The organism is Deinococcus sp. KSM4-11 (genome assembly GCF_004801415.1).
Taxonomy (GTDB): domain Bacteria; phylum Deinococcota; class Deinococci; order Deinococcales; family Deinococcaceae; genus Deinococcus.
This window is the reverse complement of the sequence record NZ_SSNX01000001.1, coordinates 888890-911962: the sequence shown is the minus strand read 5'-3', so window position 1 is coordinate 911962 and position 23073 is coordinate 888890. Positions and strand designations below refer to the sequence as shown.

At 65.7% G+C, this 23073-nt stretch carries 39 protein-coding genes; 31 read left to right on the top strand and 8 right to left on the bottom strand.

All coding sequences use genetic code 11. The annotated features are described in order from the left end of the window. Positions 1-32: 32 nt before the first annotated feature. Complete coding sequence (locus tag E7T09_RS04630) at positions 33-593, bottom strand: hypothetical protein (RefSeq protein WP_136387938.1); 561 nt, start codon at positions 591-593, stop codon at positions 33-35. A gap of 115 nt (positions 594-708) precedes the next feature. Beyond that, positions 709-1284, bottom strand: coding sequence for a hypothetical protein (locus tag E7T09_RS04625; RefSeq protein WP_136387937.1), 576 nt, complete (start codon positions 1282-1284; stop codon positions 709-711). A 101-nt stretch (positions 1285-1385) separates the two neighbouring features. Here E7T09_RS04625 and E7T09_RS04620 point away from each other — a divergent pair, with 101 nt between their 5' ends. Then, positions 1386-1859 (top strand): hypothetical protein, encoded by a 474-nt coding sequence (locus E7T09_RS04620; RefSeq protein WP_136387936.1) that lies wholly within the window; start codon positions 1386-1388, stop codon positions 1857-1859. A gap of 21 nt (positions 1860-1880) precedes the next feature. Here the strand turns inward: E7T09_RS04620 and miaB are convergent, their stop codons facing one another. The 4 genes from miaB to E7T09_RS04600 form a co-directional block, all read right to left on the bottom strand. Next, positions 1881-3284: a tRNA (N6-isopentenyl adenosine(37)-C2)-methylthiotransferase MiaB gene (gene miaB / locus E7T09_RS04615; protein ID WP_255578403.1), complete on the bottom strand. Its 1404-nt coding sequence runs from the start codon at positions 3282-3284 to the stop codon at positions 1881-1883. Positions 3285-3328: 44 nt separating this feature from the next. Further along, positions 3329-4711, bottom strand: coding sequence for a recombinase family protein (locus E7T09_RS04610; protein ID WP_136387934.1), 1383 nt, complete (start codon positions 4709-4711; stop codon positions 3329-3331). Between the two features lie 58 nt (positions 4712-4769). Continuing rightward, on the bottom strand, positions 4770-5252 hold the full coding sequence (locus E7T09_RS04605; RefSeq protein ID WP_136387933.1) for a hypothetical protein: 483 nt from the start codon (positions 5250-5252) through the stop codon (positions 4770-4772). 850 nt (positions 5253-6102) lie between these two features. Continuing rightward, positions 6103-6831 carry a LexA family transcriptional regulator gene (locus E7T09_RS04600; protein WP_168734699.1) on the bottom strand — a complete coding sequence of 243 codons (729 nt, stop codon included), beginning with the start codon at positions 6829-6831 and terminating at the stop codon, positions 6103-6105. A gap of 119 nt (positions 6832-6950) precedes the next feature. Here E7T09_RS04600 and E7T09_RS04595 point away from each other — a divergent pair, with 119 nt between their 5' ends. From E7T09_RS04595 to E7T09_RS04550, 11 genes are all read left to right on the top strand, one after another. Beyond that, a complete protein-coding gene (locus E7T09_RS04595; protein ID WP_136387931.1) occupies positions 6951-7241 on the top strand; it encodes a helix-turn-helix transcriptional regulator in 291 nt (96 codons plus the stop codon). Positions 7242-7337: 96 nt separating this feature from the next. After that, complete coding sequence (locus E7T09_RS04590; RefSeq protein WP_136387930.1) at positions 7338-7532, top strand: hypothetical protein; 195 nt, start codon at positions 7338-7340, stop codon at positions 7530-7532. Then, positions 7529-7798: a hypothetical protein gene (locus E7T09_RS04585; protein ID WP_136387929.1), complete on the top strand. Its 270-nt coding sequence runs from the start codon at positions 7529-7531 to the stop codon at positions 7796-7798. Before E7T09_RS04590 ends, E7T09_RS04585 begins: the two co-directional genes overlap by 4 nt. Then, on the top strand, positions 7795-7971 hold the full coding sequence (locus tag E7T09_RS21830; protein WP_168734698.1) for a hypothetical protein: 177 nt from the start codon (positions 7795-7797) through the stop codon (positions 7969-7971). The genes E7T09_RS04585 and E7T09_RS21830 overlap by 4 nt, the downstream gene beginning before the upstream one ends. Beyond that, positions 7968-8186, top strand: coding sequence for a hypothetical protein (locus E7T09_RS04580; RefSeq protein ID WP_136387928.1), 219 nt, complete (start codon positions 7968-7970; stop codon positions 8184-8186). Before E7T09_RS21830 ends, E7T09_RS04580 begins: the two co-directional genes overlap by 4 nt. A 29-nt stretch (positions 8187-8215) precedes the next feature. Further along, on the top strand, positions 8216-8410 hold the full coding sequence (locus tag E7T09_RS04575) for a hypothetical protein (protein ID WP_136387927.1): 195 nt from the start codon (positions 8216-8218) through the stop codon (positions 8408-8410). A 286-nt stretch (positions 8411-8696) separates the two neighbouring features. Then, positions 8697-8984, top strand: a complete 288-nt coding sequence (locus E7T09_RS04570; RefSeq protein WP_136387926.1) for a hypothetical protein — start codon at positions 8697-8699, stop codon at positions 8982-8984. Then, entirely contained in the window at positions 8981-9247 is a 267-nt protein-coding gene (locus E7T09_RS04565; RefSeq protein ID WP_136387925.1) for a hypothetical protein, read from the top strand. Before E7T09_RS04570 ends, E7T09_RS04565 begins: the two co-directional genes overlap by 4 nt. Then, positions 9244-10503 carry a hypothetical protein gene (locus E7T09_RS04560; protein WP_136387924.1) on the top strand — a complete coding sequence of 420 codons (1260 nt, stop codon included), beginning with the start codon at positions 9244-9246 and terminating at the stop codon, positions 10501-10503. Before E7T09_RS04565 ends, E7T09_RS04560 begins: the two co-directional genes overlap by 4 nt. Positions 10504-10715: 212 nt before the next feature. Further along, positions 10716-11570, top strand: coding sequence for a hypothetical protein (locus E7T09_RS04555; protein WP_136387923.1), 855 nt, complete (start codon positions 10716-10718; stop codon positions 11568-11570). 85 nt (positions 11571-11655) lie between these two features. Next, a complete protein-coding gene (locus E7T09_RS04550) occupies positions 11656-11958 on the top strand; it encodes a hypothetical protein (RefSeq protein WP_136387922.1) in 303 nt (100 codons plus the stop codon). Positions 11959-12145: 187 nt separating this feature from the next. Here E7T09_RS04550 and E7T09_RS21825 read toward each other — a convergent pair whose 3' ends face one another. Next, positions 12146-12283: a hypothetical protein gene (locus E7T09_RS21825; RefSeq protein ID WP_168734697.1), complete on the bottom strand. Its 138-nt coding sequence runs from the start codon at positions 12281-12283 to the stop codon at positions 12146-12148. A 95-nt stretch (positions 12284-12378) separates the two neighbouring features. On the opposite strand from E7T09_RS21825, the gene E7T09_RS04545 reads away from it, so the two are divergent. After that, the gene (locus E7T09_RS04545; RefSeq protein ID WP_136387921.1) at positions 12379-13767 is read left to right on the top strand and encodes a hypothetical protein; all 1389 of its coding nucleotides are present in this window, start codon (positions 12379-12381) and stop codon (positions 13765-13767) included. A gap of 22 nt (positions 13768-13789) precedes the next feature. On the opposite strand, the gene E7T09_RS04540 is transcribed toward E7T09_RS04545, so the two are convergent. Next, positions 13790-14494: a hypothetical protein gene (locus E7T09_RS04540; protein ID WP_136387920.1), complete on the bottom strand. Its 705-nt coding sequence runs from the start codon at positions 14492-14494 to the stop codon at positions 13790-13792. 220 nt (positions 14495-14714) lie between these two features. Between E7T09_RS04540 and E7T09_RS04535 the strand changes: the two genes are divergently transcribed. The 18 genes from E7T09_RS04535 (at position 14715) to E7T09_RS21810 (ending at position 23056) form a co-directional block, all read left to right on the top strand. Continuing rightward, positions 14715-15374: a tyrosine-type recombinase/integrase gene (locus E7T09_RS04535; protein ID WP_240741605.1), complete on the top strand. Its 660-nt coding sequence runs from the start codon at positions 14715-14717 to the stop codon at positions 15372-15374. A gap of 162 nt (positions 15375-15536) precedes the next feature. Next, the gene (locus E7T09_RS04530; protein ID WP_136387918.1) at positions 15537-15935 is read left to right on the top strand and encodes a hypothetical protein; all 399 of its coding nucleotides are present in this window, start codon (positions 15537-15539) and stop codon (positions 15933-15935) included. Next, entirely contained in the window at positions 15935-16342 is a 408-nt protein-coding gene (locus E7T09_RS04525) for a hypothetical protein (RefSeq protein ID WP_136387917.1), read from the top strand. Before E7T09_RS04530 ends, E7T09_RS04525 begins: the two co-directional genes overlap by 1 nt. Positions 16343-16467: 125 nt before the next feature. Beyond that, a complete protein-coding gene (locus E7T09_RS04520) occupies positions 16468-16827 on the top strand; it encodes a hypothetical protein (RefSeq protein ID WP_136387916.1) in 360 nt (119 codons plus the stop codon). A gap of 1 nt (position 16828) precedes the next feature. Further along, positions 16829-17410, top strand: coding sequence for a hypothetical protein (locus E7T09_RS21820; protein WP_168734696.1), 582 nt, complete (start codon positions 16829-16831; stop codon positions 17408-17410). Beyond that, the gene (locus tag E7T09_RS04515) at positions 17403-18083 is read left to right on the top strand and encodes a M23 family metallopeptidase (protein WP_168734695.1); all 681 of its coding nucleotides are present in this window, start codon (positions 17403-17405) and stop codon (positions 18081-18083) included. Before E7T09_RS21820 ends, E7T09_RS04515 begins: the two co-directional genes overlap by 8 nt. Further along, the gene (locus E7T09_RS21815; protein ID WP_168734694.1) at positions 18080-18247 is read left to right on the top strand and encodes a hypothetical protein; all 168 of its coding nucleotides are present in this window, start codon (positions 18080-18082) and stop codon (positions 18245-18247) included. The genes E7T09_RS04515 and E7T09_RS21815 overlap by 4 nt, the downstream gene beginning before the upstream one ends. Then, the gene (locus tag E7T09_RS04510) at positions 18247-18966 is read left to right on the top strand and encodes an ATP-binding protein (RefSeq protein WP_136387914.1); all 720 of its coding nucleotides are present in this window, start codon (positions 18247-18249) and stop codon (positions 18964-18966) included. The genes E7T09_RS21815 and E7T09_RS04510 overlap by 1 nt, the downstream gene beginning before the upstream one ends. Positions 18967-18979: 13 nt before the next feature. Further along, positions 18980-19273 (top strand): hypothetical protein, encoded by a 294-nt coding sequence (locus E7T09_RS04505; RefSeq protein WP_136387913.1) that lies wholly within the window; start codon positions 18980-18982, stop codon positions 19271-19273. A gap of 8 nt (positions 19274-19281) precedes the next feature. Continuing rightward, complete coding sequence (locus E7T09_RS04500; RefSeq protein WP_136387912.1) at positions 19282-19668, top strand: hypothetical protein; 387 nt, start codon at positions 19282-19284, stop codon at positions 19666-19668. A 38-nt stretch (positions 19669-19706) separates the two neighbouring features. Then, positions 19707-20189, top strand: a complete 483-nt coding sequence (locus E7T09_RS04495; RefSeq protein WP_136387911.1) for a hypothetical protein — start codon at positions 19707-19709, stop codon at positions 20187-20189. After that, the gene (locus E7T09_RS04490) at positions 20189-20986 is read left to right on the top strand and encodes a hypothetical protein (RefSeq protein WP_136387910.1); all 798 of its coding nucleotides are present in this window, start codon (positions 20189-20191) and stop codon (positions 20984-20986) included. Before E7T09_RS04495 ends, E7T09_RS04490 begins: the two co-directional genes overlap by 1 nt. Positions 20987-20996: 10 nt before the next feature. Then, a complete protein-coding gene (locus E7T09_RS04485) occupies positions 20997-21245 on the top strand; it encodes a hypothetical protein (protein WP_136387909.1) in 249 nt (82 codons plus the stop codon). 17 nt (positions 21246-21262) lie between these two features. Further along, a complete protein-coding gene (locus E7T09_RS04480) occupies positions 21263-21508 on the top strand; it encodes a hypothetical protein (protein WP_136387908.1) in 246 nt (81 codons plus the stop codon). Positions 21509-21511: 3 nt separating this feature from the next. Further along, positions 21512-22117, top strand: coding sequence for a hypothetical protein (locus E7T09_RS04475; protein ID WP_136387907.1), 606 nt, complete (start codon positions 21512-21514; stop codon positions 22115-22117). Then, positions 22114-22539 carry a hypothetical protein gene (locus E7T09_RS04470; RefSeq protein ID WP_136387906.1) on the top strand — a complete coding sequence of 142 codons (426 nt, stop codon included), beginning with the start codon at positions 22114-22116 and terminating at the stop codon, positions 22537-22539. The genes E7T09_RS04475 and E7T09_RS04470 overlap by 4 nt, the downstream gene beginning before the upstream one ends. After that, positions 22536-22892, top strand: a complete 357-nt coding sequence (locus E7T09_RS04465) for a hypothetical protein (RefSeq protein WP_136387905.1) — start codon at positions 22536-22538, stop codon at positions 22890-22892. The genes E7T09_RS04470 and E7T09_RS04465 overlap by 4 nt, the downstream gene beginning before the upstream one ends. After that, a complete protein-coding gene (locus E7T09_RS21810; protein ID WP_168734693.1) occupies positions 22889-23056 on the top strand; it encodes a hypothetical protein in 168 nt (55 codons plus the stop codon). The genes E7T09_RS04465 and E7T09_RS21810 overlap by 4 nt, the downstream gene beginning before the upstream one ends. Positions 23057-23073 lie beyond the last annotated feature (17 nt).

Sequence of the window (23073 nt, the reverse complement as noted above, 5' to 3'; positions counted from 1 at the left end):
CAGCCAGTCCGGGGCGGCGTGACGGGTGAATCTCAATTCGTGCAGTCGGCCACCGGGATACCGTTGACGCTCTGGGCCACGTTGCTCACCGACCCGTCGCGACTCTGCCCCTGGATGTTGAGGAAAGTCACTCCCCTGACTGTGAACGTGTTCACTGGATCGACAACAATGCCTTGAGCGCCAAGCGCGGCTGCATTCACCTTCAAGGGAGCGACGCCGGCACCGACCGTGATCTGGAAGGTGGTTGGATTTCCCGAGTAGCCATTCCCACTGGCGGAAGTGCCCGTCAAGACGGTGGCCTTCCCACCCTTGCTGCCTTCGAGCTGGAAGGCGAAGCGTGCGGCATCCCCGTCCCAGTCGAGGGTGGCTGACAGTGCAGTCGAGAAGTTGTCACAAATGACGGGGCTCCCCGCCGGGTACTGCGTGCCGGTGTTCGTGTCCGTGTAGGCCGTGGGGAGCACATATTGGCTGGTGTACTCCAGAATCTGAACGTTCCGTACCGGATCGGTCACTACGACGGCTGTGGTGCCGCAACTCGCGAGGACGCCCGTCAGACCCATCATGCCCACTGCCGCCACAACCTGTTTTTTCATGACCCTCACTCTGCCTGCCTAACCTGACGTGCGTGTGATGCCGCCTTGAGAGAACCTGAGGGCAAGGCCAACGTAGCGGGCCAGCGCTGAGGCTGGCCCGATTGGAGTCACCCGATTATTTTGAGAGGGGCTGCGCAGTCTGGATGGTGCAGTTCGAGTAGACCGGTATCTTGCGCAAGCTTGCGCTGGTCAGTGTGAAGCTTGAGGTCGCGGTGTTCACCTTCACCAGGGCGTAGAAGGAGCCGACCGGGTTGCTGGTCGTGACAGCTTTCACCGGCTGCTCTGCGGGTTCGACCACGATGCTGGCCGGGAGGAGTTTGCCGGTAGTGGAGTTGGCGTCGAACAGCACCTGATAGTTACCTGCGCTGTTCTTTTTCAGATTCGCCGCGGGGATATTGGTGGTGAAGTTAGGATCGGCGGTGTTGTTCGTCGTTCCGGCCAGACTGACATCGATGGACTGGATGCTGCCCGCCGCCGCGAACTCGACCTTCACCTGCGTGGAGCCGCTGCGGCCCGCACTGGCGTTGCTGATGTTGTCGCACCCGGCGTACTGGGTGGTGGGGTTGGTGCTGGTGGTGTACTCGGTGGTCACATCGACGATTCTTCCCTGCGCTTCACTGTTGCCGCCGCTGGAGCCGCAGCTGGCGAGGAGGGCGGTGGCGGCGACAAGTCCGAGCGCAAGTTTCATCATGGTTCCCACTGTTACCTTTCCAGCTGATGGGATCGTGATGACACCTTGAGAAAACGTGAGGGCACCCGTTCGCAGTGCCCATCGGCACGCTGAGCTTTTTCATGTTCGCGTGGGTAAGCTTCGGTGTGCGTTCGCTGAAAGCCGTGTTGATGATGGGCCTGCTGGGTGCGTGCGCGCCGACGGTCACGACCCCCGAGTCGCGCGTGGTGCCGCAGACGACCTTCACGGGCAGTCTGCTGAGCGTGACTCTGACCAACGCCGGGCCTTACCCCCTGGAGCTGGAAAACACCTGTCCACGCCCCTTCGAGGTGCAGGTGACCGAGCCTGGCAGCGGTGTGGGCGCGTCGGCGATGGCGCAGCAGCTGGAAACCTGCTCGACGCTGAAGTTCCCGCCGCAGCCGTGGCCGGTGGGGGGAACGCTCACTGCAGCGGTGATCCTGAACCTGCCGACCGGCTCGCATACCCTCCAGCCCTCGGCCGTGGTGCGGGTGAAGGTGGCGCCCGGTGGCAAGGCGACGGGAGACTACCGGACGCTCCATGTGGCCGCCCCCGGCATTCAGTTCCAGGTGCCGTGACGGTAGGGGAATCTGGGCCGTTCAGGCCATCGGGAGCGGGCTGACCAGCGCGGCGGCCTCGGGCCGTTGTTGTCCGGCCTCAGGAAAGTTCAGGAGCGGCCGCTCCTGGCCCTGGGCATCCAATACCCGGCCGTAGAGCACGTGCGGCGTGGCGTGGTCGATGCGTACCGGGTAGATGCCGGGGCCGTCCGCACCGGCGGCACGCGGAACCACTGTCGGATGGCTGCCGCGCGTGTGGCCCTCCAGGAAACCGCTGTCGTGTGCGGCGCCGCGCAGCAGCACCTCCTGCACGGTGCCGACCTTCGCTGCGTTCTTGCGGGCACTCCAGTCCTTCTGGCGGGCGACCAGCCGGCCCAGGCGTTCGGTCTTCACGTCGCGGGGCAGGTCGCTGAAATGGGTGTAGCTGGGCGTACCGGGCCGGGGTGAATAGATGAACATGTACGCGCTGTCGAACCCGACCTCGTCGTACAGGTCGAGGGTGTCCTGGAAATCCTGCTCAGTCTCGCCGGGAAAGCCCACGATGATATCCGTCGCCATGACCGCGTGAGGCAGGTGCCGACGGATATCGGCCACATGCTTCAGGTACTGCTCGCGGGTGTACTCGCGGGCCATGCGCCGGAGCACACGGTCACTTCCACTCTGCACCGGCAGGTGAATGAACTCGCAGATCGCGGGCGTGTCGGCCATCGCGGCGGCCACGTCCTCGGTAAAGTTCATGGGGTGGCTCGTCGTGAACTTCACGCGCCGCACGCCACTGCGCCCCACCTGCCTCAACAGCTGCGCGAAGGACGGATACCCGGCCAGCCGGGCACCCTGATCCACGCCGTACGCGTTCACGTTCTGCCCGAGCAGCGTGACCTCCTGCACTCCGGCGGCCAGCATGCCGTCCAGTTCCCGCAGGATGTCGTCCGGCGAGCGGCTCACCTGCGGGCCGCGCGTGGTGGGCACGATGCAGTACGTGCAGTGGTGGTCGCAGCCGCGCATGATCGTGAGGTGCGCCTGGAGTGTGCCCTGCGGTGGCGGCGGCACGTGCGCGTGCAGGTCATCCCGGAAGTGCAGGGCCCAGAAGCGCTCGTTGCCCTCCAGCGCCTTGCCGATGTCCAGCAGACTGCCCGGCCCCAGCAGAATGTCCACGCCGAAGGCCCGCGCGATCTGCTGCCCCTCGTCCAGTTGAGCCAGGCAGCCCATCATGCCGATCACCAGCGGTCGCCGCGCCTTGATCTTCCGCAGGTCGCCCAGCAGCGACCGCACCTTCTCGACCGGCTTGCCCCGCACGGCGCAGGTGTTGACCAGCACCACGTCCGCCTCGTCCACGCTGGACACGATGTCCGCGCCCAGCGACACCAGCTGGCTCTGCACCAGGTGCGTGTCGTACTCGTTCATCTGGCACCCGTAGGTGATTAAGTGACATCTCGTATGAACCACTCTCCTCAGGCCTGACAGATGGATTCTGCGGCCCACACACCCGTTCAGGGCTGAATGCTGAATTGTACCGCGCCAGTCCGGAACACCAGAACCGTCACGCGCGCTGCCCGCAGCGCTTCCCCAATCGGCAGGGTGGCCACGCTGGCCTCAGCCCTGGCCAGCCAGGCGTGCGGATCCACCTGGAGTGCCTGTGGCTGTTCCTCGGTGAGCGACGCCCGCGCCGCATCGATGCGGCGGCGCTCCACGGCCAGTTCCTCCGGCGTGATCGCCCCGGCGCGCAGCGCGCCCTTCCAGCGTTCCCACTCCGCGTCTAGCCGAGCGTGATCGGTACGGCCATGGCCGACGTCGAGCGTGGCCACCGTCTGCGCGCCACGGGCCAGGGCCAGGCGCAGCAGCTGCGGATCCTGGATCAGGCTGGCTAGGCCCTCCGCCACGACCTGGTGCAGGTCGCTCACTGGGTAGTAGGTGCGGTGGTCGCATCGCGCGCCCTGCACTTGGAGCGTGCCCCGGCAGTGGTAGTAGCGCCGCCGACGTAGCTCATCTCCGCCGCGAGGCGTGGGGCTGTGGCCACTCATGGCGCTCCCGCACTCGCCACACCGGGTCACGCCCTGCAATTCGTACAGGTGCGTCAGGGTGCCAGCGCGGCGCTGCTGCTTGTAGCGGCCGCTCAGCGCCGCATTGCTGCGCTGCCACTGCTCCGGCGTGACCAGGGCCTGCACGGGCAGCGTCAGCCGCTCGCCCTTGCGGCCATACCCATACTCCCCACGGTAGAGGGGATTCCGGATCATCTTCAGGATGGCCGTGCGCGTCCAGCGCGGCCGCCCGGTAGGGGAGGGCACCCCACGGGCTTCCAGCTCCTGCATGACTGCGTTCAGGCCACGTGTCTCCAGCTGCTCGAAGATCCAGGCCACGCGCCCCGATGTTTCCGGATCCGGCGCGCCGTCCCTCCACCCGTAGGCACGGATGGGCGCGACCGGCAGCCCGCGATCGCGCACCTTGGCCAGCTTCCCGCCATACATCCTGGCCTTGATCCGCCGGCGCTCCTGGTCGGCGATCACCGCCCGGATCCCGAAGCCCAGGGCGTGGGTGTCATCCTCAAGGTCGAGGGGGCCTTCTGCAGCACTGTGAACGCGCAGCCCTGCGGCCTGAAGCGCGCCCAGCATCGCGTAGGAGAGCGCCACATCACGGGCCAGTCGATCCTGCACCCCAAGGATGGCCACCGAGTACCCGTGGGCGTCCCTCAGCAGCTCCTGGAAGGCTGTGCGGTCGTCCTGGGTACCACTGATGACGTCCACGTAGACGCGGGCCACTCGCAGGCCCGCGCGGGCGGCGTAGGTCCTGCTCTCGTGTTCCTGCGTGGCCAGGCCGTAGCGGTCAGAGCCTGCCTGCATCTTCCCGGAGACGCGGAGATAGATGGCGGCGGGCAAACCTGGGAGGGGGAGGGTTGGCGCGCTGGTCAGGACTTCGACCTGCCTGGGTGGCTAGTCACCTTGTGTCAGTCCTATCCGGGTCGAGCTCGTCTTCTGTACGAAGGTATTGCGGAGAAGCGTCGGTGCCGCCTGGATCGAGCTCAATCATAGATGAGACCACGCCACTCAGGAGGAGCGGCTGGGCCAGTCCTGCAAGAGCGCACGCGTGCATGAGAAGACTTCTGGCCTGGCCCATCGCCATTTCCATACACAGCGCCTCTGTAAACCTGCGTGTTGCCGGTGCCGACTGGAGCTCGTTGAAATCTGCACCCTTACTTTGCATATACACATGGGTTCGGCATTTAAAATAGGACTTTGAATCGTCTCGCAATTCAAACTCGCACTGCGCGCGCGCAAGTTGCGGATCTTCTACCGTCGTAGATATTTCTAGAGTCACTACAGGATCTATAAGCTGTGCCGAATTGATATTTTCGATCTGCCAAAAAACATCATCTACGACAATCTTTTCAATCGATAGAGATCGAGCCAGTTCGTTCATGGGCGAACTGAATGCTGCGTCGGCGATAGCCGCAACACCTGATATGAATTCCCTTGGCTAGTCGTGGTGATACGCATAACAGAACCTGCTACGCGCAAAGTCCATTTTGTGCCTACCTGAGCAGCGGCCTGCTGAACGGCTTCGCGTAGGAGATGCTCTGAGATATACTCCGATGAGCACTCCTGTGTCTTGGCTAGGGCATTTAGCTGATCCTGCGTTTTTGAACTGGCCGGTACGAGAAGAGTCTGGCCTTTGGCGATGCGCTGATACAGGGCGAGACTTCGGCGAAAAATGGCTGTCCGAGACGTTTCCTCCCGAACTGCCTGCTCATCCACCCATGTGAGAAGGGCTTTCGGCAGACGAAACGCCGCTGACTCCTGATTCTCGGTGAGCTTACGAATTACTTTTTTTGGTTCACTTGTCATTCAATATCACCGTCTCTGTGCCGCTGAAGGAACTCTTCGCGCGCCTGAGGTCGTTTCTCCTCCATCACGGATACAGGCCGCATTCGCCCGCCCCTGGTAGTGATGATTAGCCGCCAGACGATCTGGTGACTGCGGAGCACTCTTGTGTCGTGGGGTACGAGTTGGAAGAGGACGCGGAACCGGCATTCATCGGGATAAGGGTCGTACTCGTAAAACAGGTATCCGTCGGCCAACCCTGCCTCTATCTGCTCGGGTGTTAGCCGCTTGCAGTGAGTACGGTTTTCGTCGTCCCAGTCGAGCCCCTCGCGCAAACATCCTTCTGGCGGATCGTCGCATGGTTCCACCTCCCTACCACTGTAATACGCCTTGTTATACGTCACAGTTTCCTGAACCGCCTTCACATATCTACAGGGGTGGGGGGAGGGTCACAGCCGCATCCCGCGTGGCTGGTGGAAGAACACGCGGCCGATGATGGTGGCCTGGTCGGGCTTGGTGGGGGCAAAGTCTTTGTTGTCACTGAACAGCCACCAGTCGCTGCCCAGCTTTCGCGCCCGCTTGACCACGATCCCGTTCCCGTGGACGTGGACCACGTAGATGCGGCCCTCGTGCAGTTCCAGCTCGCGTGGATCGATGTAGAGCCGATCGCCGTGCTGCATTCCCTTCGCATCGCCGTTGTTCATGCTCTCGCCGTCCACCTGGAGCACAAGCATGTGGGGGCGGTATTCGTCAGCCGTGGGGTACTCCCAGCCGATGATCCGTTCGTCCTCTTCGTCATTGACCGGCGCGCCGGCGCTGGCCATACCTATAACAGGGACACGCATGACATCAGCGACGCTTGTGAGGGTTTGCTTGCCCGAACCCGCCTGTACCCACTCAGTAGGAATTGCTGCGCCGAGATCGATACCTGTAGCGTCTTGCATCTGCCTAATGCTCCAGTCCAATGCATTGGCTAAGCTGACCACTCGCGCTATGGCCATCTTGTCGAGGGGAGTTGCGCCAGTTTCAAGTGCGGAGACTGTGCGTTGTGAAACGAGGTCATCTGTCCGCGCTGCCAAATCCTCTTGAGAAAGGCCAAGCTGCACACGGCGAACCCTCAGGGCTTCCGCCCAGTCTGGGATAGGTTTCTGATTTGCCCGTGCTCGTGGATTGGCCATGTTTGAGGTGGCTAGCATCTGCCCGCTAGTACGCTGATGCTATACACAGAGTTGCGCAGTGCCTAACCCTTAAATGCCATAGCATTGACTTGCTAGAACCAAGCGGCTAGGATTCTCGCATGCCTTCGCAGAGCTACGCCCTGACGCAGTTAAAGCCGCTGCGGGAGTGGCGTCACCTCACTCAGGCACAGCTTGCAGACCTCTCTGGCGTAAAGTTGACGACGATACAGAAACACGAGCGCGGCGTGCAAAGAAGTGCTGCTCTGGACGTCGCTGCACCTCTAGCGAGGGCGCTACAGGTGAGCATCGACGCTCTTTACGATGCATCGATTAGCAACAAACTGCTACAGAAAAATGCTGCCCCGCTCCTGCGTATGGCTTCCCCACAGGAGACACCCCATGAAGAGTGACGACCGCCCCACGCCTTCAGCTCCAGCGCCGGCCCCGGCTGCCCCCAAGCCTCGCGGCGGTACCAGCGCCCTCAGCTGGGCGGGACGCGTGGCGCTGTGACCCCCACGGCCGACGACGCGGGGCGTGATCTCACTGACGAGCGGCACAAGCGCGCCCGGCGGGAGTGGATCGCGGTTATGGCCCTTCAGGGACTGCTCGCGGGTGGCCAGACGCTCCAGATGCCCCCCTCGAAGGTGGCAGGGAAGGCCCTGGAGTACGCAGACGCGCTGATCGCGGAGCTGAACCAATGACCGGGCCGCTGGAATGGGATCAGGTGCCGGACGTGCCGGCGGCCGCCGGGCCACCTGAGCTGACGCCACTCCTGGACGCCTGGGATGAAGTCGTGCTGCAACCCAATGACGTGCGCCGCATGGAGATGGTGCTGCGGTTCGCGTACCGCGTGCTGAAGTTCCAGCGCTACGACGTCACGGCCGCAGAGGTGAAGGGCCTGCACGCCCTGGTGACGACGGCGAGCCTGGGCGCGCCGCTCCCCATCGACCAGGACGTGCCCGCATGAGCGGGCGCAAGCGCGAGCGGCCGCCCCTGTACTTCGCGGGCGTGGTCATCGAAGGCCTGCCCAGCGGAGGCACCACCGAGCAGGCACAGGCGTTGATCGCCGACCGCCTGGCGCAGCACGTGGCGCGCCAGGCGCAGCAGGTCAAGACCGTCGCTGTTGAGGCCGCGGATTGACCCTCCCGGCTGCCCCCACGCTGGACATGACCCTGGCCAGCTGCCCGCTGTGCCAGCACGAGCAAGTGGAGCTGCTGGGCGAGGCGCAGGCGAATCACACCATGTACTCGCTGCACTGCACCCACTGCGGACAGACGCAGCGCCTGGGCTGGGTAGGGACTCACAGCCGCTACCTCTCGCCACAGGTGCTCATGCGCTGGGGCGTGGCCCTGTGAAGGGTGACCCGGCGCCTGGCCGGACGTGCTTGGCCCTGTGGCTGGGCGCGCTGCTGATTGGGGCGCTGCTGGGCGTGGCCATGTCCGCGCTGGCCCGCCTGCTGGTGCAGGCCGCGCTGGTCATGCAGATCAGCCTGGCCGGCGCGGCCACCGTCGAACTGATCCGCGAGGCGTCCCGCCACGCCCTGGAGCGCCCTCCCATTCCCTCCGGAGAGCCGGAGTGAGCAAGCACCCCCAACCACGGGAGCGCGGCCCCCCAGCGTTCTCGTGAACCACCGCCGCTGACCAGTGGGCAGCCCCCTCCGGCTGCCCTGGTGAGCGTCCATCCCGACTCCCCCACCGAGTGGGCCATGCGGGGTGCGTCCACCCCTGGTCTCCCATGCGACCGCCACGTTTCCGGCGGCCACGACGTCCCTTTGCCCGTTTTCCGCCCGTGGTGGGCAGCGCAGTGGGTTCCCCAACCGGGATGCCACTTCAACGCGTGCCTAGCCGCACACAAGGACTCCCCCCATGACACACGCGTCCGCTCCACTTCCCCCCATTGGCTCTCTGTTCGCGGAGGTGCCCGGCATGGTCTCCACGGACTGTGCGGAACTGAGCCAGATCCCGTCGAAGGCGATCAGTGCGGGCCAGCGCCTCGACGTCCAGGTGCTCGACGCGCTGGCCGCCCGGGTAGCCACCATCTCGAAGCGCCACCCCATGAACCTGCGGGTGCAGCACCTGGTGCGTCACGCTTCGAACACGGTGCGCTTCCAGCGCCGGAAGGCCGACCGACAGCTGAAGGGAAGTGGACTGTGAGTGCCGCACTGACCGCCGGCGGCGTGGCGCTGCTGCTGGCCGTGCGGACGGAGCTGCGTCAGCGGATCCTCCTGAAGGCGCTGTTATCGCCGGAGCAGCTGGACGTCGTGCAGCAGGCAGACCGGGCCATGAAGGGCGCCGCCACGGAGGCGCTGCGCGTGGCCCTCGAAGCGTGCGGGGTGTCCGACGAGGAGGGGCTGAAGTACATGGCCACGATCGCCGAGGCCACCTCCGGAGCGATCGAAAAGGCGCTGTCGAAATGACCGCCACCCGCAAGTTCCTGGAGAAGGTGCGCGGCCTGTTCCCCTCAGCAGGGGAGACGGTACCGCCTGAAGTGGAGGCCACGCCAAGCCCGGCCCCCATCGTCTTCACGCCACCGGCCAGCGTGATCGATGCCCGGCCGGATCCGCGCGTGGCGATCGCGGGCCCCAGCCCGCTCATGGTGGATGCGTACCGGGATCTGCACGCCACGGCGGAGCGCCTGGCTGGCCAGGCTACGCGCGGCCTGGAGATCAGCCCGGGTGCCCGGCGGCTGTACGGCCTCCTGGTGCTCTGTGCGGTCGGGAACGCGCGCAGTCGGGGCCTGTCCCGCCTGCCGGACGTCGCGGAGCTGCACCTGCCGGCGGAATTGCTGGCCCTGATCCTGGAAGTGAACCGCTCCACGGTGTGGCGCTGGGCTCAGGAGATCGGAGAGGACGTCGATGTGGAGACCGGGGAGATCCGGGGCCACCAGCTGGCCGTCCGCTGGGATCACAAGACGGCGGCCGCGCCGATCGCGGCGCGCGGCTCCGTGGAGGCGCAGCAGAAGCGGGCCAAGGCCAGCGGGAAGGGCAAGGGCACGGCGGCGCGCACAGGGGTCTCTGACGGCCTGCTGTGGGCCGTGAGCCTCACTGGTCCACGCTGTGGCCTGCGGGTGTCCCACGAGGCCCTGAAGCACGAGTGGCGCGACCTGTGCGCGGACAGCGTGGCCGCCTCGAAGAACAAGGGCACCGCAGAGGGCCTGCGTACCGTCTGGGCGCTCAAAAATGCGGGACTGCAACAGTCATTAGAAGGCCTAAAGGCGACTGAAGGCGCAGAAATCGCCGTGCGCTGGACTGTTAATCCCGGTTTCAAATCCACACCCCCGTTAAATATGACTGTTGCAGCGCGTAGCGCCGCGCTGGGCGCGGTCTGGGACGTGCAGAGTGTCCGGGGACTCCGGAGGCACGAGCAGGCCGCTGCGGTGGATGCTGCGGCCCACTACCTCGCGGCGCTGTACGGGGATTCGGGCAGCGTGAGCATGTACCACTGGGTGCTCTGGCGCCTGCTGCGCCTCGATACCGTGGGCGTGAACCTCTGGGACGTCGTGCTGCTGACGATGGACCAGGTGCGCGGTGACCTGGCCGCCGGCGACTGCACGAACGCGGGCGCGCTGCTGATGTGGCGGCTGAAGGCCATCCCGGAGGGGGGTGGACAGAGCCTGTGGGCGCAACTGAAGGACGCCTACCAGCTGGCCCCTCGGGGGTGGTCGGTGGCGTGAGTGCTACGTCACCCGCAGAACGGGCCGACATCGATGTCCGCCGCGACCGTGCGCAGGATCCGGCCGAGTACTCGCCGACGGCCGTGGACTGTTGCACGTGGGATTCCACGTGTGGGTGCCACTTCTTTCGCGCGCTGCACGGCGCGCATTCCTGACCATTTGCGGATCCATCCAACAGCAGAACTACGCCATTTACAGAATTTGGAGGATTCATGACCACAACGGAAGCAGCACTGAAGGCCAGTCGCGGGCCGATCCTGGTGGACGACCTGGCCGCCCGCACGGGGCGATCGCCGGCGGACACCACGGCGGATCTGACCATGCTGGAGATCTCAGGCAAGGCCAGCGCATCCGGCGGTCGCTGGACGTGGACGGGGGCGGCCCCTGGCATCAAGGGCGGCACGGTGCGCCGGAAGGGTGACAAGAGACCCGTCCCAGCGCAGCCCGGAGTGGCATCCCGCCCACGCGCCCACATCTACCCGATCCAGGTGGTGTCCACCCGCTGGAAGGATGCCCGCACCGGCCGCTGGGTGAAGACCCCGAAGGAGAGCACTCCCCTGCGCCTGAAGGTGGGCCGGGCCAGCCAGCAGGACGGCATGGTCATTACGAAGATTCACAAGCGGGACGAGGCCACCGGAATCCGGATCCCGGTGCGGTACCGCGTCCAGTTCCTGGAAGCACGCCGCGCCGTGGCGAGGGGAGAGCTGACACAGGCGCAGCTGCGCGACCTCGAACAGGACATTGCGGACGGCCTGCTGTCCGAGGACGGGCAGAAGATCCTGGAGCAGATCGAACGCCAGGGGCTGCACAGCGCCTACCGCAGCGACCAGGCCACGCGCGCGGCCGCCACGCGGAAGGCCAAGGTCAGCACGAAGAAGCACCGGACGGCCACGCAGATCCGCACGGATCACCTGAAGGCCTCCAACGACCTGAAGGCGGCGCAGCTGAAGCTCGGCAAGGCGAAGACCAGCAAGGCTCAGCAGACCCACCGCACCCGGATCCGGAACCTGAACCTCCAGCTCGGCCGGCTCGTGAAGGAGGCGAAGTCGGCCGGCGTCACCCTGTGAGCCCCCATCCGTTACCCCTCAGCCGCTTCCGGAGGGCCATTCCTGGCCGTCCTGTGGCCTCGTTTTTTCGCGTGGAGGAACCCTTTTGAGTGGCACCCCTACCAAGAGCCCCACCAAGCGCTCCACCAAGAATCCCGGAGCGGCCCGCTTCAATCAGCTGTACTCGAAACGCAAGCCCGGATCGATCAACGACCTGACCGACCGGGAGCTGCTGGTGATCCTCCTGGGCTCACCTCAGGCCGCAGACACGGTGCTGGAACACATCGGCGAGATCTCCCAATACAGCCGGATCGGCGAGGGCGGCTCCATGACCCACCGGCCCGGTATCGGCAAGGGGGTGGCCCTGAAGCTCGATGCCCTGTTTGAGTTCGCCTGCCGTGTCGGCTGACCGCCTCTCACCCCTGGAGTCTGCATGTTCAACTGGATCACTCGACTGCTCAACTTCTTCCTGCCCAAGCCCCCGATGCCGCCGCCAGCGGCGCCTGCACCAGTTCCAACACCTACACCCACCCCACTGCCCACTGTGCCGGTCACGCCCCCGGTGGTGACGCCGGATCCGTCCTGGCTGGGATCGGTCACGACCCCGCCGGTACCCACGCCGCAGCCAGCTCCGGCACCCATTCCCACGCCTGCACCTGTGCCCGTTCCCGTGCCAGCGCCCACGCCCGCTCCAGCGCCGGTACCCACGCCTGCACCTGCACCAACTCCGGCACCAGTGCCAGCCCCGGCGCCGGCCGCCCCTCCCGTGAGCGGGCCCGCTCCGCTTGGGGTCTACACGCCTGTGGCCAAGGAGAACGAGAAGTTTGCCGTGTCAGGCACACAGGTGGTGCGCTATGGAGCAGGAGACAAGTGGGTGGCCCGCGAGGTCACGACTACCGGCTACTGCAACAACGCCTTCTTCGGGACGGATCCGGCTGTGGGCACCCCGAAGGTCTGCCAGATCCTGGTACCTGGTGGCGGCCTGCCGGTGCCCCTCCCTGCATCAGCTCCGACGCCTACGCCGGTCGTGGTGCCTCAGCCAGCGCCTGCACCGCCCCCGACGCCTGCGCCGGTCGTGATCGGGCCGACGTGGATGGACAACCTGGTCATCACCAGGGGAGGCGTCTATAGGGGCGCCTGGCAGAGCACGGATCCGTTCAAGCCAGCTGTGAAGCTCATGACCAAGGAGGAAGTCACCCTGATCGGTCAGACCCGCTCAAAGGGTGCCCACGTGCAGAGCGGCATGGATCACACCAAGCTCATCGCCCCTGACCTGTTCGGCCTCGGCCTGAATCCCGACGTGGCTGGCCGCAACTTCGGCGGCTTCATCGACCTGCAGAACTTCGACATGGCCGACCTAGGGAACATCGAGCACGACCACACGGCCGGCGTCTACCTCCGCAAGTGGCTCGGCCTGGCCACGCAGGCGGTCACCATCCGGATCAGGCTCTACAAGGGTCTGAATGTAGAAGGGCGAATGAGCGACGGGAAGGGCGGCTACCAGCAGAACTTCTACCGACTGCAGCACCTCCAGTTCAACGACGTGAAGAACGTTCCCCGCGTCCTGGTGGAGTGGCTGGATCTCCTGGACGAAGAGGGCAAGAGCTACGTCGAGGACAAGGTGAACATCAGCTCGTCGAGCGGCACCGACGACAGCCCAATGGAGTTCCGCTTCATCCGGGGCAACGGCGCCCACCACGGCTGGGATCCTGGCTTCGACAGTCCCAAGTACAGCGGGGGGGTCGTGATCGTGGACGGGATGCTTGGTCAGAACATCTGGATTCACCACTGCGCGGCCGCAAACAGCGACAACTACAGCTTTGCGAATGCTGGCGGCCACCGGAACATCACCATCGAGGACAACCGCGCGGCTGCGCTCGGGCGCTGGAGGGATGGGCGCCTGTCGTCGGTGAAAGGAGACGCGTCGTTCTACAACCGGGATTACCGAAGACACGACTTGTATCCGGGCCTGCCCGCCTACGACGTGCCTTCTATCCGCTTACGGCGGAACTACTCAGCACGCAGCAAACCGACCCCGAACAATCCGGCCGCCCGCTGGGACTACAGCCTGGAGGCTGGATTGGGAACCTACAGCGAGAACACCTCTTACCAGCCCAACAACGCCGCGGTGCCCGATTCTGAAGTGCAGAAGGTACTCTCCTGGTGGGAGGCGCAACGATACTCAGCAGGCGTCACGATAGGACACTTGGGCAGATAATGCTAAGAGCGCGGCCGGTTGCTCACCTTATTGAATAATCGGCCGCTGCACCAGTCACCACTGAAATTACATTGCGGAACGAGGCACCTGTAGACCTGTCTTGGCGTTTTAGCACGTTCCACCCAGCCTTGAGCTCTAGATTGACATACAAATCTGTCTTCTGCGTTGCGGTATCACAAGAAAGGTGGCTGATAATTGTTGCGTCGCTTCTGCTGTGGATAAAATACCCAGTCACTATGGTGCTCTGCTCATTGTTATTCAGCTTCTGTGCGACCGTCGCAGGGAAGGCCTCGCCACTCTTATCAAAAGTGGGGGGTAGTGGTTTGGAAGGTGCGTACAGAGCGGCGATGCCGATATTCACCCAATCTACATTAGGAAGATCTTCATAGACCTCACCGTCCTCACAGTAATTGGCGAATGGCTGAACCATCCCAAAGTCACCGAAGACCGAGCGCATGGTGATCTTCGAGTTGAGGATGACTTCAGCTTGGCGATTTGCCAGCACATGACCGTAAACTGCGCCAGTTAACCCGGGGTTGTCATAAATACTCAAGCCCTCGCTGAAAGCATCATTGACTGGGCCTGTCACCGTCACTTCCTGTCCGAGAGCGGCTGGATGGGGGTTATAGTCCAGGACTGCTGGTGGCTCTGGGTATTGGATGCGGCTAGCGCAAGAAGCAAGTAGCAGAAGAGGAGTGATCGCTATCGCGCGGGATTTGTATGGCATGAGCCCTCCATGGCGGGTGAAGGCAGTCTACGCAGCTCGGCGTGGATCTTTAGGTAGAATTGAGCGGACACGGAAGCGCATTCCAGACAGTTCGCAGAATGCTCATACTGCGAACTTCTCAACCTAGAATGGCGGGGTGAGCGCACCAGAAACGGCAGCAAAACGGGGCAGAGTTCGCGGTCATTCAGACACTGCGAACTCTGCCGCTCCAGTCTCCGAAGTGGCCCGTGAGCTGGCCCGGCTGTTCCGGAAGCATCACCTCACCTACGACCAGACCAAACACGCGGTCGAAGCGGCGCGCCGTGAGGTGGGCCTGAAGCCTCCGAAGGAACGGCAGCGCACCGTGGCCCGCCTCGACAGGGGAGAGGTGGAACGCCTCATCGATCACGCCTACCGGCGGGCACCAGTCTACGGTCTGATGATCAAGACCCTGTTCTATACCGGCGCCCGCGTGTCCGAATTCGTGGCGCTGCGCCCAGGGGACCTGCACCTGGAACTGGAGCCCCCACAGATCCGGATCGTGGTGGCCAAGGGCGGAAGCGACGGCTACGTGCCGATCCTGCCCGGCCTGGCGCAGGAGCTGCGGACGCACCTCGGCGGCCGCCGTGAGGGGTTCCTGTTCGAGAGCAACCGGCACGACCAGTACACGCCCCGCATGGTGCAGAAGGTCGTCAAGGAGGCAGCCAGCGCCGCTGGCATTGAGAAGGCCGTCACGCCCCACCGTCTGCGCGCGTCGGTGGCCACCATCCTCCTCGATGCCGGAATGCCCCTCGACCAGGTGCAGCGGTTCCTGAGGCACAAGCGGATCGGCACCACGCAGATCTACGCAGAGACCAGCGTGCGGAACATGGGCGAGCAGTACGTGAAGGCCCTGAAATGAAGTATTAAGACGCCTTAAATCTACGCTCAGGAACATCGTAAAAGTGGCATCCACATGAGGGTGCCACATCAACCATCCCTGTCGTAATCGCGTCCAGGCGCTGGTACAACCCGCTTCGATGCGAGCGATGAATGTGAGACGGGCAGTGAGTGGGGGTCTGGCATGACCATGGCCACCACATCCACCACGGGGGTCACTGCCGGCGCGGCCGTGGGTGCGCCTGGCCTCTATGTCGTTCCACTGGGCAGCACGGACACCCTCCGGAAGGGGCTGGCCAAGCTCCAGTTCAAGTTCACCTCGCCGATCATGCAGAAGGCGGCCGCGTTCGTGTTCAACAGCAACACCTTCTGGGATCGCTTCGCGCGGCCTGCGATGGTGGCCGCCCTGAAGGCCAAGGGCATCACCAACGTCCGCTTCCCCAGCGGCAATTTCTACGCGAACAGCGATGGAGTCACGAAAGCGGCCCCCCTGGTGATCAAGCCCAAGGGCTTCGCGTACTACCCGCGCAAGGGCTACGACCCGGCCACCGGGATCGCCTACATGTGGCTGGTGGTCGGCTGATGCCTGCCATTCCGCTGTTCATCCAGATCCTGCTGACGGCACTGTTCACGCCGACCATCCTGGCCCGGTTCGGAATCAACCTGAACGGCACGGACGTCCAGAACGGCGTCACGGCCGCGCCGGTCGTGGTGCAGGCCCCGCCCTCCACGCCCGGCGCTGTGGTGGCTCCGCCGGTGCAGCCCACCACCAAGCAGATCGCTAGCGACGCGGTAAAGAATCCGGTTTCGCTGTTCGGGATCGCGGCCGTGGGCTTTACCTCCGTGTTCGTGATCGCGCAGCTGCGCGCCGCCGGCCATGAAGCCACGGAGACCAGCAAGGATCTGTACCGCGCCGGCGAGAAGGTCACCGGCTCCCTGGGCAACGCGGACGCCTCCACCCGGAATATCAGCCGCAGGGCGTCGAACTGATGACCATGAACCCGGCCCGGCTCCCCAGCCGGCAGATCTCCGGAGGGGCAGCAGGCGGCACAGCGGCGCCCACGCCTGTCCCTGCGGTACCGGCGCCCGTCGCGCCTGCACTGTCAGCGCCCACCGTGGCGCCACAGGTCAAGGGCGAGGCCTTCACGGGCCTCGATCCCCTGACCCGCTCGCTGGTCGAGGCGGCCCCCCTGGTGCCGGTCGCGCCGGCCCCTCCTCTCCACCCCTCTCCACCCACACAGGCTCTGCCCGCCGTCGCGCGGCGCACCCTGAAGCAACCGGCCATCCTGGTCGCGCTGGGTGGCTCACTCGCCGCCGGTCTGCTGGTGTTCACGGGAGCCGCGTCGCGTCGTGGCCGCACGGGTCATCCCTCAGCAGGCCGTGGGAGTGCAGCTGCGCCCACCCCAACCACTCCCATCCTGCCTGTCAGCGTGCCCGCTCCAGCGGCCACGTGGCTGATGGCTGGAGGTCACTGACATGACTGCAGCGACCATGCCGGACACCACCCTGAAATTCCCGCCCGGCCCCGCGCCGGCGCTGCCCGACACGCCCCCGCCCGCTGACGAGCTGAATCCGACCCCAGGCCCCACCCTCGCGGGTGCGGTCGTCGGTGACGTGCCTACCAAGGCCACCGCAGCGGCGCCGGAGGAACCTGAAGCCCCCCCGATGACGCCGGATCAGATCATCGGCGTGGTCGCGGAGCTGTCCGCCTTCGGTCTCCCGGCTGGCCTGGCCGAAGCGTACAAGGACGACTTCAAACACAACCAACTTGTGGCCCTGGGCGTCCAGTTCAGCGGTCTGGCTGACGCGCTGGCCGCCTACGGCGTCACGGGTGCCGGCGGAAAGATGCCCGAATGGCTCTCCGTGGCGCTGGGCGTCGCGGTGCTCGGCTACGGCGTGTACAGCACGAGGAGCAAGTATGTCGAATCTCTCCCAACTCCCGCCCCAGAAGCAGCGACAGGTGCTGCTGGTGGCTTCGCTGGCGCTGGGTTCGGCCCTTCTCTTTCGTCGGCAGATCTCGGTTTCAGTGGAGCTGGTGAGGGAGGTCGTGGTGAGTAAGCTCCCGCCCAGCGCGGGCGGCACTCCCACCCCGCCCAAGCAGAACACTGGCCCCACCCCGACTCCCACGCCGACCCCGGCCACGCCGGCGGCCCCTGGCCTCTTCTGGCCGGTCGATCTGTCCCGCGTGACCATCGGGCCGCGCTTCCTGGGCCACTACGCGCACGGCACCTGGCAGCAAAACCCCCTCGCTGGGTACCGCGCCGGCTATGGCTACCACACAGGCGTCGATTTCCTGCGGCCGCACCTGCCTGGGCTCGCCGTGTTCTCCATCGCGGACGGCGTGGTCGTCAGCAGCACGAGCAGAAGCGCGCCAGGGTACGGCAACAACGTCGTGATCTCGCATCCGGCGCTGGGCGTGTACACGCGCTATTCCCACCTCGACAGCCGCGCCGTGAGTGAGGGCGCCGGCGTGAAGGCCGGGCAGATGATCGGCCGCATGGGTGAGTCCGGAACAGACAACGTGCACCTCCACTTCGACGTCATCCAGCAGGGGCTGCCCACTCCACGGTTCAACCCGCACAACCCGCTCACGGGCGGCGTGGCCCATCCCCTTCCGGGCCTGGATCCCATCGAGGAGGCCCTGACCGTGCAGTACTTCCGCAACCCGCTCGCCTTCCTGAACGCAAAGACAGCGGCAAATCCCGTGAACCTGAAGGTGGCGACCGTATGAGACGAGCGGAAGAGATCCTGGTGACGACCCTGGCCGCCTACGGCCTGCTGAAGATCCTGGAGAGTATCGTGTGCCCGCCCCGCCCGGCCGTGGTCATCGTGGGCGACGGTGAGGCGTCCGAGGTGCTGCGCGAGTTCCTGGACGACCCGGAGACCGGCGAGTAATGGCCGGACGGGACTACCGCAACATCCTGGTCTGTGGCGGATCCGGGAGTGGCAAGAGCCACTTCGTGGACAACGAACTGCTGCCGGCCATGCTGCCGCGGACCCGGTATGCCGTGGCGGTCAACACCACGGAAGAGCTGTCCCAGCACTTCACGCACCGCGAGTATGTGGGCGAGGAACAGCAGAAGAAGACCTACAGCGAAGAGGCCATTGCGGATCTGATCCGGCACCACAAGCGCGTGCACTTCGAGGTGGCCGCCGGCGAGAACTGCACGCAATTCCTGGAGACGCTGGGACGCGCGCTGTGGACGCTGGGCGTGTACAACACAGAATTCACTGAAGTCCTGGTGGTGTTCGACGAGACCCACCTGTTCCTGCCCAAGCGGGCCATGCCCAAGAGCTTCGCGCGCCTGGAGACCGAGGGCCGCAAGTTCGGGTTCGACATCCTGAAGATAACGCAGACGCTGCAGAGCGCCACGGGCGACACGCTCTCCCACCTGGCCATCAAGCAGGTGAATGTCGTCATCGTCTTCAACCTCACGGACTTCAACGACCGCAAGCGCATCCAGGCGCTGTTCCCCAGCCTGCCGGATCCGGGTGAGTTTGCCCGGCCGGATGACGGGGGCGCGCCGGAGTACGCGGTGCGGGACAGCAAGAGCGGCAAGAACGCAGTCATTCGCAGAGATGGGCACGGCGGCCGCGTGGCGATCGCCGCGTAAAGGAGACAGGTATATGGATCAGGTACTCGAAACCGTGAAGGATCTCGCCCGCCAGGTGGTCACCAGCAAGTTCAACGAACTGCCCGGCGCCACCACTGGCGAGAAGGAAGACGCGGCCGTGCAGTGGGTGATCGACCGCGTGGAATCGGTCGACCAGCTGCTGCCCGCCATCGGCCAGTACATGGATCTGCCCATCGTGGACATGGTGGAGCGGTTCGTGATCGACAAGGTGACCCGTGAAGCGGTGCGCCTCGTGGTTCGTCAGCAGTACGCGGTCATGAAGATCGAAAAGGCGGTGAATGCGTGATGTTCGAGATGCAGAAAACCCAGTGGCTGTCGAAGCCGGACGGCAACATTCTTCAGACCCTCCAGGATCCGCGCGTGCTCGCCACGGCCGTCGGTGCGGCCGCCGGGGCCGCCGTGGAGCATCAGCTTTGGACGGGCATGCGTGACACCTTCGGGATTGCCAGCGTGACCAACGGCAAGCTGAAGTTCTACGCCCCGGCCGCCGATGGCAGCGCAGGCGCGGAAGCTCCCCAGCTCGGCACCAATCGCCAGCTGGCCCGCCTGGGCGTGGTCGTGGCCTGTGTGGCGGGAATCGAGTACGTCCCCAATGGGCACGCCCAGTACGCCTTCCTGGGCGTCGCGGCGGTGGCCCTGGCTCACGTCTTCCAGGACGTCGCGGCCATCCTCAACAAGTAACCCCCACCCCACCATCCCAGCCCGCGGAGGCAACCCCCATGCGTAAAACCAGTGTCACCAGCCAGAGCAGCGCCGCCGTTATCGCCCTGACCGCCAACGTGGCGGCCACCAGCACGCCGGTCGCCACGATCACCGTCCCGCGCGGCGCGCTGTACCGCCTGCACAACCAGAACATGGTGCGCGGCGTGCCTGTGAACGGCACCTACCTGATCCTGGATCTGCGCGACGCCACCAACGCCAAGATCAGCGGCGCGTCCCGGATCCTGGTCGCCACGCGCGGCCCGGCTGACGAGTTCCCCAAGTTCCACCGCGCGATCCCCTACAGCGTGTGGCGTGACCTGGACACCACCCAGCAGCGCAACGAGGACTACAAGGCCACGATCATCGGCCAGACGGATCTCAACGTGGGTGTGGGAATCGAGATCCCCGAGGCGCACCAGCTCCTGGTGTACGTCGAGGGCCCGCAGGTGGTCGACTGGACCAAGAGCTTCTTCCAGGCGGACTTCGAGGAGCTGAACTGATGAGCCCTTCTGCCAACGGCCTCGCTCATGGGCTGCCCTTCCTGCCGCTGGCACAGGCCATGCGGCTCACCCTGACCCCGGAGAAGTTCACTCCCGGGCAGCAGGTACTGGGCATTCTCAGCACCGTCGCCTACTTCGACGGCCCGCTGGGACACCTCCTGCTGTTCAAGGGCGGTGAAAACTTCCGGTTCTTCCTGAAGGGCCGCGCTGAATTCGTGGTGCCGGGCGGCACGGCCGCCGGTGCCTACGTGGTGAACCTGGCCGGTGCCGGGCACAGCCCCATCCGCACGACCCGCCCGGCGGCCGCGTTCCCCACGACCAGCCACCCGGATCTGCTGGCCTACACCAGCATCGACAACAAGGCCACGTGGCAGCTGGCCAGCATCTCCGCCGCTGACTTCGCGGCCGGCACGGTCACGGTGACCCTGCCCGCCAACACCACCCACGTCGTCGTGTACCACACGACCGGCAACGGTGAGTTCGAGCTGCGGATCCTGCGCCCGCTGGGCTCCGACACCTCGCGCGCCAAGCTGTTCGGTTCGGCCCTGCGCTCCATCCACGAGACCGACCAGAGCAACACCCGCAGCGCCCCCACCTTCGGCGGGGAGGGCCGTGAGTACCCGCTGCCCCCGCAGTTCCGCCTGGAGCTGGCCGCGCGCACCACCACGCCCATCGTGTTCGACCAGTACGCCCAGCACGAGCTGAGCCTGCCGGTGTTCGACACGCCCGTCCGCGTCCTGGACGCCGCGCAGCTCAACGCTCAGGCGGAGCTGAAACTGCGCGGCGGGACGCTGTAAGGCGGCTGGCATGGAATGGCTTTCGGCCGTCGGTGGCCTGGGCACCCTGGCCACCGGCGTGATCCACGCGTTTGACGGCACGGACAAGACCGTCGCGCAGGCCCAGCTCACCCAGGCGCAGACCCAGCAGGACATGGTGGCCGCGCAGGTGCAGCACGACAAGCTGGCGGCCGCCGCCAACCACGAAATGCTGCTCTACGGGCTGGCAGCTGTGGGCGTGATCGTGGCCGGTCTCATCGCGTTCAAGGCCCTCGGGTGAAGCGGGGCCGCCCCCTCGTGGCGGTCGCTGTCGTGGCCGTGCTGGGCGTGGGCGGCTTGGCCCTCGCGTCCAGCCTCGCTCCCCGCAAGAAGGTCACCGGGACACCGGTGGGCCTGCCCACGTCGGCCGATCCCACCCTGCCCGTGCAGCAGGTGGGCGTGGCCACGGGCTACGCCGGCACACAGCTGATCGATACCGGCCCTGTGAACTATGACTACATCGGCCCCGGCTGGGCGTATGCCGGGATCCGGAAGGACTGGTGAGGCATGACCAAGAATGACCCCACCATCCTCGGCGCCGGCCTGGCGCTGGGTGTCGTGGTGATCCTGGGCGCGGCCGTGGGCGCGTACCGGCTGCTGAAGCCGGCAGGCACGGCCGCCGCCGGATCCGGCCTTGTCGTCGGCAACGGCGTGGTCACACCTGTGGGCAGTGGGGCCAGCGGCTGGAGCGTGCAGCAGGCCCTGACCGCGCAGCAGCAGCAGGAGGCCGCCTGGCGCCGCACGGACGCCATCAACTCCCTGAAACGGGATCTGGCCACCGCGCAGAACGAGATCAAGCTGCTGACCGACCAGCTGAACGTCATCGACCACACGCCGCTCGATCAGACCCTGGTGGCCAGCATCTCTGACCAGCAGTGGGCTACGTGTCGCAACAGCGGGCCCTGGATCACACAGGCCGTCCGCTGCACCAACAGTGGCATGCAGCCCCTGATCGATGCGGCCGTGAAGACGGCGTGGGACGCGCGGCTGGCCGATCAACGCCGGCCCCTGCTCACGCGGCTCTCCGCCCTGAACAGCCAGCAGCTGAGCATCATTCAGAACCTGCGCGAGCTGGGCGTCACAGTCCAGCCCGTGGCCGTGAGGACGACATGACCAAGAAACCCGACACCACCACCATGCTCCTCGCCGGTGGCCTGCTGGCCATCGTCACCGTGGGCGTGGCCACGCTGCTGCGCCGGCCCGCTGGCGGGGAGACCTTCAGCAGCGGATCCTTCTGGGACAAGGTGCCCACCTTCGGGATCCACAACGGCCTGAGCTTCAACGGGTACGGGCCGACCATCAACCCCGCCTACGACGGCAGCAACAGCCTGCACCCGCCGGTGACCAATCCGCTGCCCGTGCTTCAGGGTGGCCTCTACGGGCCCACCTACTCGCAGCAGTACGGCAACTATGGGACGAACGTCACGCCGCCCTCCACCTCCTCGCCGACGACCGCCCCCAGTGGCTACACGCCGGCCGGCAGTGCCACCTCGGACACGGGGAGCAGCTTTGGCGTGCACGCGTACACGCCATGAAAACGGCCGTCTCCATCACTCTGCTGCTCGCTGTGGTGAGCGCCAGCGCGGTCGGGGTCGGGTACCTGGTCAAGCGGCACGGCCAGGCGGCCGCGCCCGCTGCTCCTGCGCCCAGCGCTTCGACCACCCCCATGCCCACCATCCCGGCGACGATCGCCGTGGGTGAGCCGGCGCCCGGCGCTGTGTACGCGGGCGGGAGCGCGACCTTCAACGAGTCCACCGGCGGGTACGTCCTGGCCGGGTCCGCGGTGACCGCCTCGCCGATCACGCCCACGCTGGGCCTCCAGTCGTGGCTCAACTTCATCAACCGGCCGATCACCCTGCCCATCGACCCCACGAGGATCTCCGCATGAATGGCACCAACTCCGGAGCCCAGCTCATCCGCCAGGGCGCGTACACGGCCGTGGGCTCGCTCCTGGTCTATGGCGTGATTGCCCTGTCCCTCCAGCTGTACAAGGCCCGTCAGCAGGCGCAGACCACCAGTGGGTGCGGCTGTGGATGCGGCGGAACGGCGTAACGTGTGCGCTCCCAGGA

Bases quoted from the DNA above. Each gene is read 5' to 3' on its own strand.
- E7T09_RS04630 (WP_136387938.1), bottom strand. From the start codon at position 593: ATGAAAAAACAGGTTGTGGCGGCAGTGGGCATGATGGGTCTGACGGGC.
- E7T09_RS04625 (WP_136387937.1), bottom strand. From the start codon at position 1,284: ATGATGAAACTTGCGCTCGGACTTGTCGCCGCCACCGCCCTCCTCGCC.
- E7T09_RS04620 (WP_136387936.1), top strand. From the start codon at position 1,386: ATGTTCGCGTGGGTAAGCTTCGGTGTGCGTTCGCTGAAAGCCGTGTTG.
- E7T09_RS04605 (WP_136387933.1), bottom strand. From the start codon at position 5,252: ATGAACGAACTGGCTCGATCTCTATCGATTGAAAAGATTGTCGTAGAT.
- E7T09_RS04600 (WP_168734699.1), bottom strand. From the start codon at position 6,831: ATGGCCAATCCACGAGCACGGGCAAATCAGAAACCTATCCCAGACTGG.
- E7T09_RS04595 (WP_136387931.1), top strand. From the start codon at position 6,951: ATGCCTTCGCAGAGCTACGCCCTGACGCAGTTAAAGCCGCTGCGGGAG.
- E7T09_RS04585 (WP_136387929.1), top strand. From the start codon at position 7,529: ATGACCGGGCCGCTGGAATGGGATCAGGTGCCGGACGTGCCGGCGGCC.
- E7T09_RS21830 (WP_168734698.1), top strand. From the start codon at position 7,795: ATGAGCGGGCGCAAGCGCGAGCGGCCGCCCCTGTACTTCGCGGGCGTG.
- E7T09_RS04570 (WP_136387926.1), top strand. From the start codon at position 8,697: ATGACACACGCGTCCGCTCCACTTCCCCCCATTGGCTCTCTGTTCGCG.
- E7T09_RS04560 (WP_136387924.1), top strand. From the start codon at position 9,244: ATGACCGCCACCCGCAAGTTCCTGGAGAAGGTGCGCGGCCTGTTCCCC.
- E7T09_RS04555 (WP_136387923.1), top strand. From the start codon at position 10,716: ATGACCACAACGGAAGCAGCACTGAAGGCCAGTCGCGGGCCGATCCTG.
- E7T09_RS04540 (WP_136387920.1), bottom strand. From the start codon at position 14,494: ATGCCATACAAATCCCGCGCGATAGCGATCACTCCTCTTCTGCTACTT.
- E7T09_RS04530 (WP_136387918.1), top strand. From the start codon at position 15,537: ATGACCATGGCCACCACATCCACCACGGGGGTCACTGCCGGCGCGGCC.
- E7T09_RS04525 (WP_136387917.1), top strand. From the start codon at position 15,935: ATGCCTGCCATTCCGCTGTTCATCCAGATCCTGCTGACGGCACTGTTC.
- E7T09_RS21820 (WP_168734696.1), top strand. From the start codon at position 16,829: ATGACTGCAGCGACCATGCCGGACACCACCCTGAAATTCCCGCCCGGC.
- E7T09_RS21815 (WP_168734694.1), top strand. From the start codon at position 18,080: ATGAGACGAGCGGAAGAGATCCTGGTGACGACCCTGGCCGCCTACGGC.
- E7T09_RS04510 (WP_136387914.1), top strand. From the start codon at position 18,247: ATGGCCGGACGGGACTACCGCAACATCCTGGTCTGTGGCGGATCCGGG.
- E7T09_RS04505 (WP_136387913.1), top strand. From the start codon at position 18,980: ATGGATCAGGTACTCGAAACCGTGAAGGATCTCGCCCGCCAGGTGGTC.
- E7T09_RS04500 (WP_136387912.1), top strand. From the start codon at position 19,282: ATGCAGAAAACCCAGTGGCTGTCGAAGCCGGACGGCAACATTCTTCAG.
- E7T09_RS04495 (WP_136387911.1), top strand. From the start codon at position 19,707: ATGCGTAAAACCAGTGTCACCAGCCAGAGCAGCGCCGCCGTTATCGCC.
- E7T09_RS04490 (WP_136387910.1), top strand. From the start codon at position 20,189: ATGAGCCCTTCTGCCAACGGCCTCGCTCATGGGCTGCCCTTCCTGCCG.
- E7T09_RS04485 (WP_136387909.1), top strand. From the start codon at position 20,997: ATGGAATGGCTTTCGGCCGTCGGTGGCCTGGGCACCCTGGCCACCGGC.
- E7T09_RS04475 (WP_136387907.1), top strand. From the start codon at position 21,512: ATGACCAAGAATGACCCCACCATCCTCGGCGCCGGCCTGGCGCTGGGT.
- E7T09_RS04470 (WP_136387906.1), top strand. From the start codon at position 22,114: ATGACCAAGAAACCCGACACCACCACCATGCTCCTCGCCGGTGGCCTG.
- E7T09_RS04465 (WP_136387905.1), top strand. From the start codon at position 22,536: ATGAAAACGGCCGTCTCCATCACTCTGCTGCTCGCTGTGGTGAGCGCC.
- E7T09_RS21810 (WP_168734693.1), top strand. From the start codon at position 22,889: ATGAATGGCACCAACTCCGGAGCCCAGCTCATCCGCCAGGGCGCGTAC.